This window comes from Salipaludibacillus sp. CUR1, from assembly GCF_021028955.1.
Lineage (GTDB): Bacteria > Bacillota > Bacilli > Bacillales > Salisediminibacteriaceae > Salipaludibacillus.
In genome coordinates this window covers 1-21,203 of the sequence record NZ_JAIWPE010000025.1, presented here as the reverse complement: position 1 = coordinate 21,203, position 21,203 = coordinate 1, and the positions used below count along the sequence as shown (strand labels likewise).

Genomic DNA, 21,203 nt, shown 5'->3' with positions numbered 1-21,203 from the left:
AAAAAAGCTGAGGCTATTTAATATGTGGTAAAACTAAAAGTGACCCACGTTTTAAAATGTCTGATAAAATTATTGTTCGTCTTTGACAAACTTGTTTTTAGTTTTGTCCCGTCCTCTAGCCCCGAAAGAGAATTCCTGCTAAGTTTTCCTTCATTTGCAGGTTCACTTAAGGCGAAGGGCATACTGGGGAATTTCTTCTATTTAACCCATCTTGTTTCTACCTGGTCAGCCTCTATATTTCACTAAACCCTTTTTGTCTAAAAAATATAGAGCGCTTTCCTTATAATTTGATTACTTTCCTTCTCATTTTTCCGAAAATTCGTTATTATAAAAAGATGTAAGGAAGGTGGATATGATGAAAACGACTGGAGAGAAACAGACTGAAAGCCAAAATGAGTTAGTGTTTACCGAAGAGGAACGAAGCCGTTTACAGCGGATTGGTGATAAAAGAGACAGCGGCACATTTGAAATTGCTTTTTGCGGGCATTTTTCCGCGGGGAAATCCACGCTGCTGAACAGATTAGTGAGTGCTGATATACTTCCTGTCAGTCCAATTCCTACAAGCGCAAACGTTATTAAAATCAGACAAGGGGAAACAGGGCTTAATTTACACACAAAAACAGGCGGGGACGATATCAGATTTGACAATGATATTCCCTGGGATAAGGTCCGGAACTGGGGGATGGACGGAGACGAGCTTGCCGGTATGACGATTACAGCGCCGCTTGCCTTTTTAGGTGAGAACGGATGTATTGTGGATACGCCGGGAGTGGATTCGACAGACGAAAGCCACGAATCAGTCACACTTGAGCAGCTTTACACAACAGACGCCATCGTCTATGTGATGGATTATAATCATGTCCAGTCAGAAACAAATTTGTATTTTTTAAAGCAGCTGACAGAGGAAAATAAACCAGTGTACATCGTTATTAACCAGATAGATAAACATAATGAGGAAGAGATTTCTCTTGCGGATTATAAACAGTCTGTGGATGGCGTGTTTAAAAGCTGGGGCATCCGCCACTACGGCATTTATTTTACAACGATGAAAAAAATGGATCATCCGGCTAATGAATTCAGCCGTTTGGAACAGCATATTAAAGGGCTGCTTTATAATAGCAGTAAAATTGCAGGCGATTCATACGCCCAGGTAAAAAAAGGGTTCTATAAATCAGTCATGAGCCGTGTCCAGGAAGAAAAACAGGAGGCTGTGGATGCCGTTTTGCAGGAGATTGACGACAAAGGGTACAAGTCTGAAGATTTGGCAAAACAGGAGACTCTTGAAAAAGAACTGGAATTCCTGCGGCATTACAGAACAGAGATGTTCGAAGCGTACCAGGAAGAGATGGGGAGTTTTTACCGGAACGTGACGTTATTCCCTTACACGACGACTGAACTGGTCCGCAGCTGGCTTGAGAGTCAGCAGAAAGGGTTTAAAACAGGCTTCTTATTCTCAAAGAAAAAGACGCAGGAAGAACAGGAGAGGCGGTTAGCTAAATTAACCGAGGAGCTTCAGGACAAAATCAAAAGCCAGCTGATGTTCCACGTCAAAGCCTATTTTCAGAACACTGACCGGCATCTGCTCTCAAATAAAAATGATTTTGAGAAGGCGCTAGGTGAACTGAATGTCACTATTACGGCCGACAGGCTAAAAAACAATGTCAATAGCGGGCCTGTAAACAGGGATTATGTGTATAACTTTACGAAAGAAATGACCGCACAAATCGTCAGGGACGTGCAGTCGCAAGCGGAACGGCTCATGTCTTTAAAACTTGACGGGCTGCAGGCTCATTACAAAAAAGAAGAAGAAACGGTTCTGGAACGTCTGTTTGCTTTAAGCGAACTGGAACCATATAAAGAACAGATTACGGCAATTGAGGAGAGGTTTAAACAGCAGCTGAAGTGTCTTGAAAATGAACTCCAAACCCTGCCTGCCGATTCAGCTTTTAAAGATAAGGCGGCACAGACAGCTGAATTACCTTATCCAACTTCTCCTGACAACGCATCCTTTATCACTGTTTCTCTTCCTGAAGAATCAGTGATTGATGAGGAGTTCAGCGAGGCGGAAGTGGAAACTGAGAGTTTTTCGGAACAGGACATGGAGACGTCTGTCGCAGCCTGGAAAACCCAGCTGTTAGAGGGCAGCCGTTCCCAGCTGTTTGAAAAAGACCGGAAGCAGCTGTTAGACCGTATTGAACGATTTGAAAACCAGACATTTATCATATCCTTGTTTGGAGCTTTCAGTGCAGGGAAATCCAGTTTCGCTAATGCACTGCTTGGCGCGAAGGTGATGCCTGTTTCCCCTCATCCGACGACGGCGGCGGTAAATACTGTCCAGAAGCCGACAGACCGTTATGAGAATGAAACCGCTGTGGTAACTTTCAAAACAGAGGAAGCGTTGTCTAAAGAAGTCGCTTTTGTGGCTGAGTCCCTCGATCTCAAACTGGATCTGAAGTCTTTGGCCGGATGGAAGCCGTCTTTAAAAGAGTTTGTGACGAGTTATCAGAAAACAAATGCGGACTATTTGATGACGATCAGAAAAAGCCTGGAAAAAATGGAGCACAGTTTAGGGGAAACCCTCACGGTGTCCTTCGAAGAAATGAACAGGTTTGTGGCGGATGAAACACACGCCTGCCTTGTTGAAAAGGTGGATATGTATTATGACTGCCCGCTGACAGAGAAAGGGATTGTGCTGGTCGACACCCCCGGGGTAAATTCCATCAATGGCCGCCATACGAATTTAGCTTTCCAGCAGCTCCGGCAATCTGATGCTATTTTCTATTTAACGTATTACAACCATGCTTTTTCAAAAGCAGACCATTATTTCCTTCAACAAATGGGCCAGGTGAATGAAAGCTTTAACGAGGACAAACTTTATTTTATTATTAATGCTTCTGACCTGGCAGGAAGCAGAGGCGAGCTTAACGGTGTCAGACAGCATGTCAGAGACCAGCTCGTAAGTAACGGGATTACCCGTCCGAGGCTGCACCATGTATCAAGTAAGGAAGGGCTCGCCAACAAATTGTCGAGTAAAGGGGAAGAGTCAAGCTTTTCAGAGTTTGAGGCGCATTTTTATGATAAAACAATCCTGGAACTGAAATCTCTCAGCTTTAAACTGCTTTCGAGCCAGCTGATCCATTACACCGGAAAAATGCTTGATACGATTCAATTTATGAATGAGGAACATGCCGTCCAGGTTGAAAAACAGTCTGAGTTAAAGCAGGCGGCTCAGAAGGAGATGGATCGGGTGGAAGAAGCCCAGTTCAGTCATGCGGTAAGAGATATATTTCATGAACTGGAACAGTTTACGCTTTATTTAAGGCAACGGATGACCTATGTACTGAATGATTATTATCCGACAGCAGTTAATGTGACTGTGTTAACCGGCTCCAGTAAAAAAGAGCTGCAGAGCCAGCTGGCAGGCGCTCTGCAGGAATGGCGCAGTTTAGGCGAACAGTTTTTAAAACAGGAGCTTGAAGCTGTCGCCATTAGACTCGAAAATGCGATGAAACGCATCAGCACGCATTGGTTTAAAATGGAGGAAGAAACGTCAAGAACACGGCTTCCTTATTTATCTGTAGAAGAAAAGGTTCCGTCGTTCCGTTTAGAAACCGGGAGCGGGGAATTGTCGTTTAATTTAGAGGTGGATCCGTTTCTCCCTTATATCAAATCAAAGAAAGATTTTTTTGAAGAGGGAAAAATAAAGGAATTAAAGGAAGCTGTAGTCGAAGCAGGAGCAGAACAGGCCTCCGGAATCATCCGGGCTTATGAGAGCCAGCTGGAAAAACAAGCCGAGGAGGAGCTTGGCAAACTGGAAAAATCTTTAAAGAATCTGCTCATTAAAGGGATTGATGAAGAAAGCAAACGGTTTGATATTCTGCTTGACCCGGGCGAAAAGACCGTTTTACAAAAGGAATATGAAGAAGTGAGCGGGCTTATACAAGATCGGCATTAAATGCGTCGCGAAACGGGACGACGGATGTTAAATGAGTTCCAAAAATAATAAAAGTCAGTCCGGTTGGTTATCTTATCACTTAATGGAGGTGTTTAAAATGGGAAAACAAAGAAAGCATCGAAGCCAGAACCAGGCTTCCCCAAGCCGGACAGTGAGCGTTAATCCATTAGGTGAATCTCCTGATAAAGAGGAAAAAGGGCAAGTATTAACGGATTTACATGAAAAAGCCAAAAAGGAAAACACGAAATAAAAGGTTTAAGGGCTGTCCCAAAAAGATTACTTTTGAGGATAGCCCTTTTTCATTTAACAATACAAATAAGGGAAGGGAAAATCACTTTAGGGTAGTGTGGTTGGTGGGTGGGTGATACTTCACTGTTACTCCGGTAACACCCGCGTAACACCCACCCTTAATGCCCACCTGATTGCTTGCGTTTTCTCTAGATTTCTGCCTGATACGTTAGTGGGTGATACTTCACTGTTACTCCGGTAACACCTACGTAACACCCACCCTTAACGCCCTCCTGATTTCATGCGTTTTCTCTAGATTTCTGCCTGATACGTTAGTGGGTGATACTTCACTGTTACTCCGGTAACACCCGCGTAACACCCACCCTTAACGCCCTCCTGATTTCATGCGTTTTCTCTTGATTTCTGCCTGATACGTTAGTGGGTGATACCTCTCTGCCACTCCGGTAACACCCGCGTAACACCCACCGCTTCCACGTTAATATATCTTTATTTAAAAATTTTTACCGTAACACCTCTCTCTTCTGAGGAATAAATTATGGGAGGAGGGGAGGACAAATGAAAACCTATTCTTATATGGATATGCTGGCAGCATTTAAAATAAATTTTGCTCATCCTGGCGGAGGCACTTTAACTAACAAATTACTGGAAGACTTAACAATTGATTCAAAAAGCAGGGTGCTTGATGCAGGCTGCGGAACAGGTGAGACAGCACGAATCATAGCCAACACGTTTCATTGTGCTGTGGATGCGATAGATGCACATTCGGCGATGGCCGAGGAAGCAGTAAAGCGATCTGAAAATAATAAAAAAGTTAACGTCCAGGAAGCGTCTGTTGAGAATCTCCCTTTTCAGTCTGATACGTTTGATCTCGTACTTTCAGAATCCGTTCTTGCATTTACCGACCGGAAAGCAGCTTTAAAAGAATTGCACCGAGTGCTGAAAAAAGGGGGCTGCCTTCTTATTAACGAGATGTCGGTGATCCACCCTATAGAGGATAAGGAACGGGAAAAAATACAGTCTTTTTACGGGGCTTCTTCATTATTTACGGTTAATGACTGGATTAATGCGATTCGCGGGGCCTCATTTAAACATATTGAATTAATAGAAGCGAAAGAAACAGGAGCGTATAACGAGGAAGAGATGGATATTCCTATTCCCGTAAATGCAGAAGCCGCCTTACTGGATGTCCTGGATGCCCATATGGAGCTTACGGACCGCAACAGGGATAAAATAGGGCATGCCGTCATTCTCTGCCAGAAATAAACAAGATTTATTGGATTTAAAACTATTTAAAAAGGGAAAGTAACGTATAGCACAGAGGCAGAAGTCCGGTGATACCGGGCTTTCTCTTTTGACTTGGCGAGCCTCAAGCACGCAATTTTTTTATGTGTAGACATTTTAAAAATAAACGTGACTTAATTCATTTACAGGAAAGGTGAAGAAATTGCCGTATATCCGTATTATTATGACAGCAATCGCTAAAACACTGAGTAAAGTCTTCAGTATGGCCACACTTACCTTTTTCGGCCGCCTTCCGACACAGGATGATGCGAAAATGAGTTTTATGGGGCTTGTGTCTTTATACTGGATTTATATCGTTTTTTCAGTTATTTTTCCTGACTTAGCTGGAACGTTTATTCCGTTCATTCCGGACGATGAATTTATCATACGACTTGTTTCCATCAGTCTGGCTGTTCTTTTGCCAATGACTGTCGGCTACACGTCTTTGAAGCTTGAAAATCGGGACCCCGACGCCTCCACCATTAAGCAGATCATGATGGGCTTTCCTTATGCAGGCATTCTCGGGTCGTTATCCATGCTTCTCATTATTGTTATCCCTCTGGTTAGATTACCGAGACTGTTAAAAATGCATACTCAGGAACAGTTTGCCATTATGATCCGTAAAGGGAAATACGATGAGGTGCTTGACGAAGTCAAAGATATTTTAAATGACTATGACTTTGAGCCGGAAGTGCATAACCCGAGAAAACCGGTGTGGTATTGTTTTATCTCTTTGTCTTATGTGCTGGAGCATATTTTTAACAGAAAAATAGCCAAAAAGATGAAATATTTAACAGTGGATGTGGAAGGCACACAGGTGGAAGTGACTGTGCATGCGACTGACATTTCTCTCATAGGCCCCAAAAACGAAGTTCTTCAAGTGAAGCATATTTTGGCAGAAGAGATTGAGCCGGATAATCTGTATTTCTCTTGGGACGATTCCACTCAAGAGATAGAAGAACAAATTATAGACCTGAAACACCAGGTGGAGGCTGGTGAAAATATCAATCTGGATCGTTTAACTGACATAACTGTTAAGTTAAGAAAATCTTCTCTTGAAAATGAAGATTGGGATGCGATTAGAAGGCAGATTTACAAACTTGAAATTGATTATTACAAAAAGAGGACCTCTGCTAAATCAAAATCATCCTTAATTAATGTGTCTGAAAAAAAGAGTGAGGCGGAGGTAAAAGAATAGGAATCTTGGAGAACATTCGGATAATCTTTTAAAGGTTGTCCGGATGTTCTTTTTCATAGAAGCAGCCCGAAAAGTCTCCTTCAGGTCTGCCGGTTCACTTCCAGCGAAGGCTTAATACTTGGATTCAGAACAATCCCTACCTTTCCTGTAGGTTTTATAAAAAATATTATTGACACATGCAGGCCACCGGCATATACTTATACTATTATTAATTCCGACTAAATAGGTAAGATAAATAAACTAGTATTTTGAGGGTGATTGGATTGGAAAGGGTTGTTATTGAAGAGGTTGAAAAGACTTTCCCTAATAAAGAGAAGGACGGATCATTTACGGTATTTAAAGATATATCATTAACCGTCGATCCAGGGGAATTTGTATCTTTGCTTGGACCGTCTGGGTGCGGTAAATCCACCTTGCTGAATATTGTGGCTGGGCTTGACCAGTCTACAGCCGGAGAAGTTAAAGTCGGCGATAAAAAAATAAAAGGTCCTGGGTCTGACAGGGGAGTGGTCTTTCAGGAAGCGGCTCTTATGCCGTGGTTAAACGTATTGGAGAATGTAACGTTCGCGCTTCGTAAAAAAATGAAAAAAGAAGAAGCAAAAAAGCATGCCGAAAAGTATCTGAAGCTGGTGCATTTAAGTAAATTTATGCATTCCTATCCTCACGAACTTTCCGGAGGAATGAAGCAGAGAGTGTCTATAGCAAGAGCGTTATCAATGGATCCTGCAGTGCTTCTGATGGATGAACCTTTCGGAGCACTTGACGAACAGACCCGGATGATGCTTCACAGGGAAGTTCAGTTCATCTGGCAGGAGACGCAAAAAACAATCTTATTCGTTACACATAATATCCGGGAGTCTATTTTATTGTCAGACCGGATTGTGTTAATGGGGACACGGCCGGGAGGCATCAGAAAAATATTTACTGTAGACTTGCCGCGGCCCCGAAAGCCCTCTTCTCCTGAATTTATCAAACTGGAAGAAGAAATTATGTCTATTTTAGCCGGTGAGATTGAAAAAGTAATGAAGGAGGAAATGGGTGATGACTTCAATAGCAAGAAGGCTAGCCTTCTTTACGGTACTGATCGCAATATGGGAAATCATATTTAGAATTTATTCACAGGAAACGACCTTATTTCCGTCTCCGCTGGGAGCGGTCGAGCAATTATATATCGGGTTATTTGATACAGGCATTCTTCTTGTGGCGTTAACAGAAAGCCTTCAAAGAATTGTTATCGGTTTTAGCCTTGCCGTTATTATTGGCGGTATCTTAGGTATATTACTTGGCGTCTCTAAAATTGCTGATGAAACATTAGGTTCTTTAGTCATTGCACTCCAGTCTGTCCCAAGTATTGTCTGGCTGCCGATTGCATTAATTGTCTTTCAAGGAGGCGCGGGTGCTATATATTTTGTAGTCATCCTCGGAGGAACATGGGCGATGACCTTAAATATTCGCATGGGTATTAAAAATGTGCAGCCCATTTTAATAAGAGCGGCGAGGACAATGGGGTACAACAATACAGAGTTAATCTGGAGAGTGATGCTCCCCGCATCCATTCCTTCAGCTTTAACAGGAGCCCGGTTAGCCTGGGCCTTCGGCTGGCGGGCGCTTATGGCTGCTGAACTGATTGGCCGGGGAGGACTCGGACGGACACTGATGGATGCACGTGATTTCTTCAATATGGATTTAGTTGTAGCCATTATGATAATCATTTCGATAATTGGCTTAATCGTGGAATACTTCTTCTTCAGTAAGATTGAAAGAAAAGTGCTTTCGCGCTGGGGATTGGCAAAAGCTTCATAGAAGAAACTTGAGGAGGAGAAAAATGAAAAAGTTATTAAGTACAGTCTTTTTATCGGCGGCATTCGCGACAATGACCGCTTGCGGAACAGAAGAAGGCAGTTCAAGCGAAACTGGTTCGAGTAATGAAGGCCAGGACAAAGAAGTTAATATCGGATATTTTCCTAACCTTGACCACGCGGCCGGTATTGTAGGGAAAGAGAAAGGCTACTTTACTGACGAGATGGGAGACGAGGTGTATTTTCAGAATTTCCCTAACGGTAATGATTTTATAGAAGCTTTGGATACCGGGATTATTGATTTAGGATATGTCGGCCCCGGTCCTGCGATTAATTATTACTTATCAGGCGGGGACGTGGTCGTCATCGGCTCTGCGGCAAACGGAGCGACTCTTATTGTGTCGAGGGAAGATTCAGGCATTCACAGTATTGAAGACTTTCCCGGCAAATCATTCTGTACGCCAGGCAACGGCTGCACGCATAATGTCCAGCTTGAAATTATGCTTCAGGAAAAAGGGATGAAAACAAACCGTCTTGGCGGGGAAGTAGAGCATCAGTCACGAGTCAATCCAGCCAGTATGGTTGCGATGTTTGAACAAGGCCAGATCGATGCAGCAGCGGCCCCTGAACCTTGGGGAACACTGCTTGTAGAAGAACATAATGCGAATGTGGTCACAGAATGGAATGAGGTCTTTCTTGGTGAAGAACTGGCAAGTGTCGTCATGGTGACCACGAGGGAATTCCTTGACGAGTATCCGGATAAAGTCGAAGAAGCGTTACGGGCTCATAAGCGTTCTGTTGATTTTGCTCAGAATAATGAAGAAGAGACGCTTGAAACGGTCAATGACTTGATTTACGATTTGACCCAGACGAGACTGCCTGAACATGTGCTTGAAAAAGCGTGGCAGCGTATGGCAGTGACAACAGAGACCCATGCTGATGCGTTGCAGGCCTGGGCAGACGCGTCCTATGAATTAGAATTTATGGATAAAGACCCTGATCTGGATGGATTCGTCGATACAACGATTCTTGACGGGATACTGGAAGAAGAATAAGGCGAGAATGTTTAGCTTGCGGGAGACTCCCCGCAAGCTTTTTTTATGAAGTTTCAGCCCAATCATTCATTTTTAAAGCGAATATAATAAGGAGCACTAATCATTTGAGGAGGGTTACCTGTGAAAGAGAAGAAAAACAAGGAGGAACCAAAACAAACTGCAGAAGTAAAAGAGGAAGAAAAAAGCCAGGACACAACACAAAGACCCGTAGATCCGTGGTATCAGATCCTCTTTGGAAGACGTCCCCAAAGAGAGCAGTCTAAAAAAACGGAAGAGGGCCGGGAACAGTCTGAGAATAAACAGGACGACGTGAAAGAGAAAAAAGACCGTCCGGGAGGGTTTTCCTGGATTTAGCTGCTGATCTGCGCTGCGAAAAAAGGTGATATATTTTCTTCCATATTTCAAGTTTTAAAATAGAAGGCCAGTTAATATATTACTAAGACTACAAATGCACAAAAGGGGGATTACAATGAAGGTACAAAAAGTAATTCAGGTTAAAGACCCATTCAGCGTACCCGCGATTTTATCATTCGTCCATTTGTGCAGCCAGTTTACAAGTGATGTGTATATGCATAAAGACAGCATTGCCTATAATCCCAAATGCGTGCTCGGGGCTGTCCAAGTCATGATTATGTTAAAAGAGAGTGACGAGGTGACTCTGATTGCTGAAGGCTCAGATGCCGAAGAGGCCCTGACTCACCTCGAACAATTTTTCCTGTCATCCTATTCCCAGCCTGTTTTAAAAGGAAGTTAAACTATAAGACTGACCCATTACCGTGCGGCTCTTCAGCTATATGAAGACTGCACGTTTTTTAAATTGTGGATGATAATATTGTCGAAATCATTCAATAATAAAGGCAATTCCTTTAAGATAAAGACAAGCGCGTTCTACATACCAGGTAAAACCTGAAAATGGAGGGATAGGAATGGCTAATTGGGTGTCAGCAGGTTCAGTTAAAAGTTTGCAGGAAGAAAAAGCGAAAGTAATTAAAGGCGGAATCGGTGTTTTTTATCATGAAGGAGATTTTTATGCGGTTGATAACCGCTGTCCCCATATGGGGTTCCCGCTTCACACGGGGAGCTTGTGCGACGGGATTTTAACATGCCATTGGCATCATGCGAGATTTGATGTATGCAGCGGCGGGACTCTTGACCCGTGGGCCGATGACGTTCCGGTCTATGAAACGAAAGAAGAAAATGGCGAGCTTTGGGTCAATCAGGCAATAACAGTGTCAGACAAAAAGGAAAAATATAAACAGCGGCTCATGAAAGGCCTCGAGCAGAACCTCGGGCTGGTCATTGCAAAATCTGTTGTAGGGTTAATCAACGCCAATGTTCCCGCTCAGGAGATAATCAAAATAGGGATACAATTCGGCACCACGCACCGGAACCATGGCTGGGGACCGGGACTCACGATTCTGACAGCTATGAGCAATAGTTTGCCGAAACTGGATACCCAGGGCCGGATTCAGGCTCTTTATCAAGGGTTAAGCCGGTGGCGGGTGACTGCGCCGGGCAGCCGCCTAAGCACCTGATCGGACCGCTTAGCGGTTTTATCGGAAATGCTGATCGTCTGAAAACATGGTACCGTAACTGTACAGAAGTAAGAGACTCCCAAGGAGCGGAAAGAATTGTTCTGACCGCGGTCGAGAGCGGCATGCCTGATGAAGAGCTTTCTTCTATGATAATGACTGCTGCCACGGACCACTTCTACATGGATGCCGGCCATTTGCTTGATTTCCATAATAAAGCTTTCGAAGCGGCTGAACTTGCGGACACCAGTTTAAAAAAATCTATTTTTGCTTCGTTAACTCCGTTGTTTTCCAATGCGGTAAGAAGCGAAGAATTACACAGTTGGCAGGCACCGGTTAATCTTGTCACACCTTTAAAAGACGCCTTTCAGAAGGTGGATGGTCTCTCATTTCCTGAAGATCCTGTTCCGTTCAATGAAAAAGAGTTACTTAAAGTGATTCTGTCGGATCAGCCGATCACTATGATTGACGCTCTGACAGAGACGTTTAAAAACGGGGCGTCCCCTGTTAAAGTAGCCCGAATAGTTTCTTTGGCAGCGGCCGAACGGATTGTCCGTTTTCATATCCAGAACGACTTCAATGACTGGATTACCGTCCTTCATACGTTTACCCATGCTCATGCCGTTCATGAGTCGCTTAGGAGAACAAATGAACCGGCACTCATCCGTGCTGTTTACCATGCCGCAGTTTCTGTCTATCTGGACCGGTTTCTTAATATCCCTTCAACTAAACGCCCAGTCGGCCAAAGAGAGGATGAACCTCTAAAAGCTGATGATTTTTTAAAGATATTAGATATACAGCAGCAGGTAAATGAGGCGGGGCAGTGGGCAGCCAATTATCTGCATCAGAGTAAAGATACAGACGCTTTATTTAATACACTTGGCCACGCTTTATTAAGAGAAGATGCCGATTTTCATTCTTATCAGATGTATGAAGCGGCAAGCAGGGAATTTGACCTCTGGAGCGGGGATGAGGAAGGAAATGCACTAGCCGAATACGCCCAGGAAACGATGATTATCGCAGCAGCCAGGTATCTGGCCGCTCATGCCCCTACAGCAAGGGAGATTCCGCGAGTCGGAAAAATCGCCTGGCGGCTCCATTACGGTGAAAAATTATTTGAAGATAATGAATCATAGTATAGAGAGGGTGAGTATCATGAGTATTTCTAACATAGTTGACTCAAACTGGCTTGCCGGCAGACTTAATCAGGCGAATGTCGCTGTAGTTGACTGCCGTTTTAACTTAAAAGACCCGGATGCAGGAAAGAAAGCGTACGACAAGGAGCATCTCCCCGGTGCGGTGTATATGGATCTCGAAAAAGATTTATCAGGCCCGGTCGGAAAACATGGAGGGAGACATCCGCTGCCGTCGCTGGAGGACTTTTCTTTAATGGTAGGAAATGCAGGAATCTCCAAAGAGATAACGGTGGTGATATACGATGACCAGGCCGGGGCGATGGCCTCCCGGCTCTGGTGGATGCTGACATATGCGGGTCACCCTCAAGTTTACGTCCTTAAAGACAGCTTTTCAGAATGGAAAAGAAAAGGGTATGACACGACCTCTGAGGTGCCGGAACATGATCCAGTCACCTTTATCCCTGAGGTGCAGCCTCCTATGCTTGTCAATGCCGGCGACCTTAAAGAAAAATTAAATCATGTGCTGCTTATTGATTCACGGAGTAAAGAAAGGTACGAGGGCAGGAATGAACCTATTGATCCTGTAGCCGGGCATATTCCAGGGGCTGTCCAGGAAAATTGGGAAGACCGGACGGATGAGCGGGGAGTTTGGAAAGGAGCGGAGCAGCACGCAAAAGACCTGAAAGAGTATATAGAAGCAGGGAAAGAATTAGTAGTTTATTGCGGCTCGGGTGTGACAGCGTGTGTAAACGTCCTGGCACTGACTGAAGCGGGAGCAAAGCCGAAACTTTATGCAGGGAGCTGGAGTGACTGGATATCGTATGAAGGTGCCCCGGTTGCAGGGCCTGAAAAAAATGCAAAAAAATAACATATTCACCATGGCAGTCTGGTATAATATCTACAGGCTTACCGCTTAACCCTTTCTATTTCGGAAAGTTTAATACGAAAAAACAGAGGGTATTGGGCATAAAGGCTTGTAAAGGCCAGTTAATTTTGATTTAAAACGGGGAATGTTGCTATGAGTCTGACACCTGATGAACGAATTCAACTGCATGAATTTAATAATCTGACAAAATCATTAAGTTTTAACATGTATGACGTCTGTTATACGAAAACGAAATCAGAACGGGAAGCCTATATTCAGTATATTGATGAACAATATAATGCTGACAGGCTGACAGCTATTCTTGAAGATGTAGCAAGCGTCATTGGCGCTCACGTTCTGAACATTGCGAAACAGGATTATGAGCCCCAGGGAGCCAGTGTCACGATGCTGATTGCTGAGGGGCCTGTAGAAGAAGCGCCTACTTCTGCATTCGAAGAGTCCCCGGGACCTTTGCCTGAATCTGCTGTCCTGCACCTGGATAAAAGCCACATCACGGTGCACACCTACCCAGAGTATAATCCAGTTGATGGAATCAGTACCTTCAGGGCGGATGTAGATGTGTCCACATGCGGGGAAATATCGCCATTAAAAGCATTAAATTACCTGATTCATTCTTTTGATACAGATATCATGACAATGGATTACAGAGTCCGCGGCTTTACGAGGGATGTTAATGGACATAAACTTTTTATCGACCATGACATTAATTCCATACAGAATTATATTCCGGAAGAAGTGAAAGAACAGTTTGATATGATCGATGTGAATATTTATCAGGAAAACATCTTTCATACGAAATGCAAGCTGAAAAACTTTGATCTGGATAATTACTTATTCGGTTATAATAAGCATGAATTATATGAAGAGGAGCGAAAAGAAATAACAGAAAAGCTCACTCATGAAATGGATGAAATTTATTACGGAAGAAATATTCCAAAGTAAAATAGCAGCTGAGCAGGGACCATTACACGTGATGGTCCCCTTTTTTAAAGCTGAAGTGTAGGCTGGCCTGTGTTTTTTTAGTACAATGATAAGCAGGAGGGTGGTGGCAAATATGAATATGTTACCTTATTTAATTATCGGAGGAATTATTTGTGTTGCGGCTTTAATTGGAACAATTATGGTAGGAGTGAATCCACGGGATGACGAGTATGAAAAAAAATCAGGAAAGCACTTTACTAACCTTTCAATTATTTATGCCGTAACGTTCATTCCTGCGTTAATTTTAACTGTTGTTTATTACGTCTACTTTTAATTTATCAGGAAAGAGTTGAGCAGATGATGGCAAAAGAACCTCAGGAGATTAAGTTAATTGCTTTGGATATGGACGGGACGCTGTTGAATGATAATCACGAAGTGCCTGAGCCTAACAGGCAGGCTATTAAAGAGGCAAAGAAACAAGGCATGGAAGTCGTCCTGTGTACAGGGCGATCGCTGATGGCCTGTGAAGATTATGCGAAAGAGCTGGAACTGGACTCTTATCTTGTCACAGGAAACGGAAGCGAGATATGGAATAAGGATGGCGAATTACTGGACAGGACAATGATGAAAAGCGATCTCATTGAAATGATGATTGAGCTGAAAAATAAACATAGCATTCACCATTGGGCTGCGTCAGTAAACCGTGTCTGGAAAAATGACATGCCTGAAGACATTCCGAATCATGAATGGCTGAAATTCGGGTTTGATATTAAGGATGATGAGGTGAGAGAAACGGTCTTTGACTTGCTTTCTAATCATCAGGAACTGGAAGTAAGCAATTCGAGCCTTACCAATATAGAAATTAATGCTGCCGGAGTCAATAAAGCGGTGGCTTTAACTAAATTGTGCGAAGAACTTAACTGCCACATGGGCAACGTCCTTGCAGTAGGGGACAGTTTAAATGATATCGCGATGATTAAAGAAGCAGGTTACGGGGTAGCCATGGGAAATGCCCAGCCGGATGTAAAAGAGAGTGCTGACTGGGTGACTGCTGAAAACAATGAAGCCGGAGTCGCCAAAGCGATCCAAAAATTCGCTTTAAGGAAAGAGTAAGCGGAGTATTGACGTGACAGACCTTTTCGATTTTCTAATTATTTTCTTCATCGTGGCAATTATTTCCTACTTGCCTGTTGCAGGGCCGTACTTTAAGCTGTTTAACACGATGATCCATGAAAGCGGCCATGCGTTTGCAGCTGTTTTGACGGGCGGCAGGGTCACATCCGTCTCGCTGTTTAGAAATACCGGCGGCCTGACAATAACAAGGCACAGAGGCTGGGGAGGAAAAGTGGTTACCCTTCTTGCAGGCTATCCGGCTGCTTCTGCCATAAGTGCCGTATATATTTTTGCGCTTACCCAACAATGGTATGACTATTTAGCGCTTGGATTAGGAGCTTTGCTCATATATAATCTGTTGTTCTGGGTCAGAAATGTGCTTGGCTGGCTATGGGGATTGTCTGTTTGCGGGGCGCTATATTTCATTTATACAAATCAGTATGAAAACTGGTTCGAATATTCGATTGCTATTATTGGTGCGGTCCTTCTTATCCAGGCGTTTATCAGCTGCTGGATCATATTTATGTTATCTATCAAGGCCAATGGCCAGGCCGGGGATGCTTCAGCCCTTGCAGAAGTGACGAAGGTACCCGCGCCATTTTGGGGCTTTTTCTTTCTTTTTCAAGGAACCTTCTTTTTTGGCTGCGGCGTGTTCATCCTGGCAGGATATGATCCGGGATCCATTATGGAATTTTTATGGCTATTTTAATAAAAAGACAAGTTTTCTCCCTCTGGCGCGTATAGTTAATCAAATACGAGCTGGGGGGATTTAGTTTGAATTTTTTTATAGTGAAAGGGCGTATGATGATAGGCCTCATGTTGGCAGGAGCCATGCTGGCAGGAGTTTCCGCGTTTGTATTATTTATGACTGACTCTGACGGCATTCACGTTTATTCGGATTCGGATGACATTTACAAAATAAATATGGTTACCGGAGAATTCAAATCGAAAACTGAAGATGGAAAAGTTATAGAATCTTACCGATGGGATCCGGGGACGGTTTATCTGCCGGCAGGCGAGCCAGTAACATTGAGTATCTTTGGGGTCAACGGGAAAGAGCACCCTTTTATCATTGAAGGGACGGAAGTATCGGGTAAGGTTAAAAAAGGAGAAGAAACGGTCTTAAACCTTCAGTTCGATTCACCGGGGGTTTACCGGCTCATCTGTACGGCTCATGCTTCAATAGAAGACAACGGACCGATGATTGCCTATCTGGTTGTCAAATAGTGATGGATATTTATTGCCAGAAAAGAGGAACCGCAGTTAAACCGGTTCCTCTTTTTCGTGTCAGGCTCCTTTGCTGTTATTTTATGCTTCGGAAGTTTGGCACCTTCCGTATCAATAAACCCCTGATTTTAAAATTCCATTTGCATTGAATAGAGCCGTACTTTAATAGGACTGAAAAAGTTCTTTCATTTTCTTTTCCCGTTCACGTCTTTCGTCTTCGGAAGCCAGGTCATATTTCTTAAGAAGGTGGAAAGCCATATTTAAGTCAGATTGGGTTAAGTCATTTTCCAGGAAACTGACCCATTGGCTTGATAAATTCTCAGGGAGGTTCTCCCGCTGAGATTCAAACTTTTTGAGTACGTCTTTTTTAGAGTGATCCAGATTGCATTCTCCCATGATTAGCCCTCTTTTCATATAGTGAGATAATAATAGTATGACTGATAGCGGTTTAAATTTAAATACTAAAGGGAAAATTTTTACTATCAGGCATATTTCTTTATACGTTTAAAAACCTTTATTATACTAGGTTAATACTGGAGGTGAAAACAGTGTCAACAACTTATTTTTCGGTTGAGAAAGCAAATAAACTGATTCCTGTATTTAAGAAGGAGTTAAATGAGTTAAAGAAACTTCAGTTCAAGTTTGATGATAAATTTAAAGAGTTGGAGTCTGTTAAGAAACCAGACGGCCAACACGTCCAAACAGATACAGACAAAGTTTTCAAAATAGAAAGTGAACTGGAATTTCTGGAAATTCAGGCTCAGCTCCACGTAAGCAACATCCAGGATACAGGGGCTCAGTTGAAAGGTATAGATCCTGGACTGATTGACTTTCCTTCCATAAAAGAAAATAAAAAAATTCTTCTTTGCTGGAAAGAAGGGGAAGAGGAGATTACTCATTACCACACAGAAGAGGAAGGGTTTGCGGGGCGCAAACCTCTTGATGAGTTATAATTTTTTACCAATAGGAATCTACAGACGTTTTGGTCTGACCGGGGAAAGTTTAAGCAGCCTGCCGAAGATACGGCAGGCTGCTTTTATATCCATATAAGTGAAGGTGAGCTCAATCATAGAAAGCACGCCGTTAGTCGGGTGGCTGGAAATCAGTCCAGCACAGTTATTTCCAGGGTCCGCCGGCCAAATTGGATCGCATCAGTTCTGTCAGGCATAAATAAATCTATTTTATGGCCTTTTATAGCGCCGCCAATATCTCCTGCAACTGCTGTCCCGTATCCTTCAACAAATACTTTTGAGCCTAAAGGAATAACATTCGGGTCAACGGCAATTACTTTTTTATCCGGGTTGTTTCTAAGGTCCAGGCCGGTGTAAGTTATACCTGAACACCCGTTGCAATAAGCGGTATAGGCGGTAGCTTCTACGGTCAAGACTGTTCCCTCTGTAGAACCCGATGATTCACTTTGGCTGTCAGCACTGTCGTTTAATGAGCTATCAGAACTTTCATCTGCTTCAGTTTCCTGACTCTCTTCCTCTGAATTTTCTTCTGCCTCGCCAGATGCTGTTGGGTCTTCACGTGATCCTTCTGATCCTTGGTCTCCATTAATATCAGCGGCTTCCTCAGTGCTTTCTTCGATTGTTGTGTCAGTCGTTTCTTCCTCAGCTGCCTCTTCTGGAGCGGAACTGATTGTCTCTTCAGCTGTGTCCTCTGATTCTGCTGCATCATCCATAGCTGAAGCCGGTTCTTCAGTCTGCTCAGATGATTCATTTACCTGGTCATCTTTTTCACCCTCTTCTTCTATTCCTGCTTCTGTGTTTTCCTCAGTTTTTTCCAGCTCAGTGTTTTCTTCTTTTGAGTTTTCCTCATTTTGTTCCGGCTCCCCAGTTACAGTTTGAGCTTGAGCGGCCAGATGTAAAGCGCCGTATGTTTGCGGACCAGCAAGCCCGTCAGCTAATATATTTTCTGCTGTTTGAAAGTCTTTAACTGCCTGATGAGTGAGAGGACCGAATATGCCATCAAGGGCAGCCCGGTAATAGCCGAGACGGTGAAGGTCTTCCTGAAGGGCGAGAACCACATCGCCTTTATCTCCTTTTTGTAAAATTGACAAAGCTCCTATTGTTTGCGGGCCTGCCAAGCCGTCCACAAAAATGCCGATCTCCTGTTGAAAGGCCGTAACAGCCTCATACGTTGCTTGATCGAATACTCCTTCCTGCACACTGTCTTCTATGTAGCCATGCGCTTCAAGCAGTTCCTGCAGTTCCATTACATGAGAATGATTTTTCCCTTTCCCCAGCATTTTTTCTCCAAATTCCTTATCATTTCCTGCGTCAGCTGCTGCAGGCATGACCATCAAAAAAACGGCTAACCCTGTTAAAGTCAGTAAAACAGACTTTAACGTTGACGTTAATAAACTCATATTTGTTTGCCTCCTTGATTTTCAAACTTAGGTAATCCATATAGACAATGAAAACGAGATAGTACAATCTGAATAATGTTTAAAAAAGTTGAAAACAGATTGTAATAAAAGAATAATGTATAATGGCCTCCTCGTTGTCTGAATTTGGAAGTTTTGGATAGCTGTTATACACGTACAATTCCGGGGTTAGACAAGGAAAGACTTATACAGCACCTGTTGTGTGATAACTATCCCGGGGAGATCGACGGGTAAGTTTAAATAAAAAAGGGTATACGGGTTGCAGATTAAATAATTTTCCAGTTTATATGCAGCAGAAGAGGTGAGAAAGATTAAACGAATAGCAGGAATCGTATTATTTATCATTTTTGGATATGTCCTTTATGCGCTTATCTCCGGATTATTCATTTTTCAGCTGTCGGGATATGACTCAGACAGCAGCCCGGAAGATCACGATCCGGAGCGTTTTTATGGAGATGAAGAATCGGATGACAGAGTGGCTCTTATTGAAGGAAGGCTGGAATCGAAAGAAGCAAGGAATAATATTAAGGAAAATGCAGAAGAAACGCTGGATATTACAAACTTCAAGCTCACTGAAGGCAGTGCAGCGGATATTTTCCATGCCACCATCGTGGAAGCGGCAGACAGGGGAGTGCAAGTCAGAGTGCTTTTAGATGGCATGTTCCATGGGATGAGAGGGGAATATACAGATATTGTTTATGCATTTGCCAGCCATCCTAATATCGAGTTAAAATTTTATGAACCGGTGGACCTGCTAAGACCGTGGACTCTTAATAACAGATTGCACGATAAACTTGTTATTTCAGATAATAATCTGTCGATGATTACCGGTAGAAATATTGGTGACAGATATTTTGCGTCTGAAGGATTTGAAGGGGCGACAAATGACCGTGATGCCGTGATATATAATACAGGTGGCGGGAACGCTTCCGAAAGTGTCATAGGAGATATACAAAATTATTTTGATTATGTCTGGAACCATGATTTTTCCCGGTCCCAGACAGAGGACGTGTCAGAGAGGCAGCTTGAGGCAGGAGAAGACCAGCTTAATGAATTGAGAGAAATACTGGATGAGTTCCATTATTCCTACAGCGAATTATTTCATCAGGAAATTGACTGGGAAGAGCGTTCTTTACCGACCAGAAAAGTGACATTTATTCATAATCCTATTGAACGAATGAATAAAGAACCGTTAGTGTGGAGGGATATTACAAACCTGCTGGAGAGTGCAGAAGAGTATATCTTTATGCAAAGTCCGTTTATTATACCTTCCGACCGGGTGATGAAGCATTTGGATCTCGACAACATTGCCGCGTCAGAAGTCGATATTTTGACTAATTCGCTGGCGGCCAGTCCGAACCTTCCTGCGTTTGGGGGCTACTCCAGGCACAGGGAAGAGCTTGCTGGAACATTGGCGGACGTGCACGAATATCAGGGGCCAGACCAGTCTATTCACGGAAAATCCTATATGATCGACGACAGAATCAGTATGATCGGTTCGTTCAATTTAGATCCGAGAAGCGTGTATTTAAGTACGGAAAGCATGATTGTGGTGGACAGTGAAGAAGTTGCCCTGGAATTAAGAGACCATGTGGACAAGCTAATGACACACGAGAGCCTGCTAGTAAAGGATGATGGATCCTTTGAAGAAAGCGAGTTTTCAGAAGAAGCAGACGTGCCTGATGCTAAGAGGTTCAGAAAAAATGTGTGGGCTTTCTTTACGAGATTTTTTGAACATATGCTTTAGAGGTTCAGAAAGTAAAAGGATACGAAAGTACAAATGATTAAGTGGAGCTTACATGCAATGAAAAGTGCACTTAAAAAAACCAGGGGAGCCCCTGGTTTTTTTGGTGCAACCAGTCCTGTTTAATGACTGTTACACAAGAAAAATTAAGCTTTCGTCCAATTTGCTTCAAGCTCCACTCCGGCGGCTTGAAGTGTCGTGAAAACGGGACAGCGGGAATCTGTTTTTTCCTTCAGTTCTTCAATGCGTTCCTGTGACTCGCTGGTGGACACTTTTGCATTGATGTGGACCTTTTCAAAATAAGGGCGGACATTTTCATCGCCCATGAGACCTCGCGGATCGAGTTCACCATGAATATCAAACTCGATGGATTGAAGGTCAAAATCCATGTCTTTAGCAACCATATTGGCAATCACGTTCTCGCAACCGGCAAGGGAAGCAAGCATATTTGAAAGAGGATCCGGGCCCTGATCAGTTCCGCCCATACCGGCCGGTTCGTCTATAATTACCTTGTGGCCATTAGTTTCCAGATCAGCTTTCATTTGTTCCGTACTTCCAGTAACCTGAAAGGTCATCTTCTTACTGCTCATTTTATATACCTCCTCGTATATTATATTTAAGCCCATAATTGAGCTTATAAATTTCTTTACACCCAAGGCTTTTTGATTGGGCGTCTCAAGATATTTCTAGATAATGATCTTAGGATCATTTGGGACAA

General features: G+C 43.2%; 22 protein-coding genes. 19 read left to right on the top strand and 3 right to left on the bottom strand.

The features are described 5' to 3' along the window. The first annotated feature begins 352 nt into the window (after positions 1-352). The 17 genes from K8O68_RS05710 (at position 353) to K8O68_RS05635 (ending at position 16,352) form a co-directional block, all read left to right on the top strand. Positions 353-3,955 (top strand): dynamin family protein, encoded by a 3,603-nt coding sequence (locus tag K8O68_RS05710; protein WP_230895962.1) that lies wholly within the window; start codon positions 353-355, stop codon positions 3,953-3,955. 97 nt (positions 3,956-4,052) lie between these two features. Next, the gene (locus K8O68_RS05705) at positions 4,053-4,205 is read left to right on the top strand and encodes a hypothetical protein (protein WP_177174356.1); all 153 of its coding nucleotides are present in this window, start codon (positions 4,053-4,055) and stop codon (positions 4,203-4,205) included. Between the two features lie 554 nt (positions 4,206-4,759). Continuing rightward, entirely contained in the window at positions 4,760-5,467 is a 708-nt protein-coding gene (locus K8O68_RS05700) for a class I SAM-dependent methyltransferase (protein ID WP_230895961.1), read from the top strand. Between the two features lie 181 nt (positions 5,468-5,648). Beyond that, on the top strand, positions 5,649-6,683 hold the full coding sequence (locus K8O68_RS05695; protein WP_230895960.1) for a hypothetical protein: 1,035 nt from the start codon (positions 5,649-5,651) through the stop codon (positions 6,681-6,683). 263 nt (positions 6,684-6,946) lie between these two features. Then, positions 6,947-7,792 carry an ABC transporter ATP-binding protein gene (locus K8O68_RS05690; protein WP_230895959.1) on the top strand — a complete coding sequence of 282 codons (846 nt, stop codon included), beginning with the start codon at positions 6,947-6,949 and terminating at the stop codon, positions 7,790-7,792. Continuing rightward, positions 7,725-8,486 (top strand): ABC transporter permease, encoded by a 762-nt coding sequence (locus tag K8O68_RS05685; RefSeq protein WP_230895958.1) that lies wholly within the window; start codon positions 7,725-7,727, stop codon positions 8,484-8,486. The genes K8O68_RS05690 and K8O68_RS05685 overlap by 68 nt, the downstream gene beginning before the upstream one ends. 22 nt (positions 8,487-8,508) lie before the next feature. Next, entirely contained in the window at positions 8,509-9,537 is a 1,029-nt protein-coding gene (locus tag K8O68_RS05680) for an aliphatic sulfonate ABC transporter substrate-binding protein (RefSeq protein WP_230895957.1), read from the top strand. Between the two features lie 120 nt (positions 9,538-9,657). Further along, positions 9,658-9,891 carry a hypothetical protein gene (locus tag K8O68_RS05675; RefSeq protein WP_230895956.1) on the top strand — a complete coding sequence of 78 codons (234 nt, stop codon included), beginning with the start codon at positions 9,658-9,660 and terminating at the stop codon, positions 9,889-9,891. 115 nt (positions 9,892-10,006) lie between these two features. Then, positions 10,007-10,291: an HPr family phosphocarrier protein gene (locus K8O68_RS05670; protein ID WP_230895955.1), complete on the top strand. Its 285-nt coding sequence runs from the start codon at positions 10,007-10,009 to the stop codon at positions 10,289-10,291. 172 nt (positions 10,292-10,463) lie between these two features. Next, the gene (locus K8O68_RS21555) at positions 10,464-11,072 is read left to right on the top strand and encodes a Rieske (2Fe-2S) protein (protein ID WP_370640489.1); all 609 of its coding nucleotides are present in this window, start codon (positions 10,464-10,466) and stop codon (positions 11,070-11,072) included. Further along, on the top strand, positions 11,033-12,205 hold the full coding sequence (locus K8O68_RS05665) for a Rieske (2Fe-2S) protein (protein WP_370640488.1): 1,173 nt from the start codon (positions 11,033-11,035) through the stop codon (positions 12,203-12,205). The genes K8O68_RS21555 and K8O68_RS05665 overlap by 40 nt, the downstream gene beginning before the upstream one ends. 19 nt (positions 12,206-12,224) lie before the next feature. Continuing rightward, a complete protein-coding gene (locus K8O68_RS05660) occupies positions 12,225-13,073 on the top strand; it encodes a sulfurtransferase (RefSeq protein ID WP_230895954.1) in 849 nt (282 codons plus the stop codon). Between the two features lie 150 nt (positions 13,074-13,223). Further along, positions 13,224-14,033: an adenosylmethionine decarboxylase gene (speD, locus tag K8O68_RS05655; protein WP_230895953.1), complete on the top strand. Its 810-nt coding sequence runs from the start codon at positions 13,224-13,226 to the stop codon at positions 14,031-14,033. A gap of 112 nt (positions 14,034-14,145) precedes the next feature. Next, on the top strand, positions 14,146-14,346 hold the full coding sequence (locus tag K8O68_RS05650) for a hypothetical protein (RefSeq protein ID WP_230895952.1): 201 nt from the start codon (positions 14,146-14,148) through the stop codon (positions 14,344-14,346). 26 nt (positions 14,347-14,372) lie between these two features. Next, positions 14,373-15,125: a Cof-type HAD-IIB family hydrolase gene (locus K8O68_RS05645; RefSeq protein ID WP_230896074.1), complete on the top strand. Its 753-nt coding sequence runs from the start codon at positions 14,373-14,375 to the stop codon at positions 15,123-15,125. A 13-nt stretch (positions 15,126-15,138) separates the two neighbouring features. Next, positions 15,139-15,834 (top strand): M50 family metallopeptidase, encoded by a 696-nt coding sequence (locus K8O68_RS05640; RefSeq protein ID WP_230895951.1) that lies wholly within the window; start codon positions 15,139-15,141, stop codon positions 15,832-15,834. A gap of 65 nt (positions 15,835-15,899) precedes the next feature. Continuing rightward, positions 15,900-16,352: a cupredoxin domain-containing protein gene (locus tag K8O68_RS05635; protein ID WP_230895950.1), complete on the top strand. Its 453-nt coding sequence runs from the start codon at positions 15,900-15,902 to the stop codon at positions 16,350-16,352. 162 nt (positions 16,353-16,514) lie between these two features. On the opposite strand, the gene K8O68_RS05630 is transcribed toward K8O68_RS05635, so the two are convergent. Then, on the bottom strand, positions 16,515-16,748 hold the full coding sequence (locus K8O68_RS05630; protein ID WP_230895949.1) for a group-specific protein: 234 nt from the start codon (positions 16,746-16,748) through the stop codon (positions 16,515-16,517). A 152-nt stretch (positions 16,749-16,900) separates the two neighbouring features. On the opposite strand from K8O68_RS05630, the gene K8O68_RS05625 reads away from it, so the two are divergent. Continuing rightward, positions 16,901-17,305: a DUF2203 domain-containing protein gene (locus K8O68_RS05625; protein WP_230895948.1), complete on the top strand. Its 405-nt coding sequence runs from the start codon at positions 16,901-16,903 to the stop codon at positions 17,303-17,305. 149 nt (positions 17,306-17,454) lie between these two features. Here K8O68_RS05625 and K8O68_RS05620 read toward each other — a convergent pair whose 3' ends face one another. Next, the gene (locus K8O68_RS05620; protein ID WP_230895947.1) at positions 17,455-18,723 is read right to left on the bottom strand and encodes a peptidoglycan-binding protein; all 1,269 of its coding nucleotides are present in this window, start codon (positions 18,721-18,723) and stop codon (positions 17,455-17,457) included. A 319-nt stretch (positions 18,724-19,042) separates the two neighbouring features. On the opposite strand from K8O68_RS05620, the gene K8O68_RS05615 reads away from it, so the two are divergent. Further along, positions 19,043-20,488 carry a phospholipase D-like domain-containing protein gene (locus K8O68_RS05615; protein ID WP_230895946.1) on the top strand — a complete coding sequence of 482 codons (1,446 nt, stop codon included), beginning with the start codon at positions 19,043-19,045 and terminating at the stop codon, positions 20,486-20,488. A 143-nt stretch (positions 20,489-20,631) separates the two neighbouring features. Here K8O68_RS05615 and K8O68_RS05610 read toward each other — a convergent pair whose 3' ends face one another. Next, a complete protein-coding gene (locus tag K8O68_RS05610) occupies positions 20,632-21,075 on the bottom strand; it encodes an OsmC family protein (RefSeq protein ID WP_230895945.1) in 444 nt (147 codons plus the stop codon). Positions 21,076-21,203 lie beyond the last annotated feature (128 nt).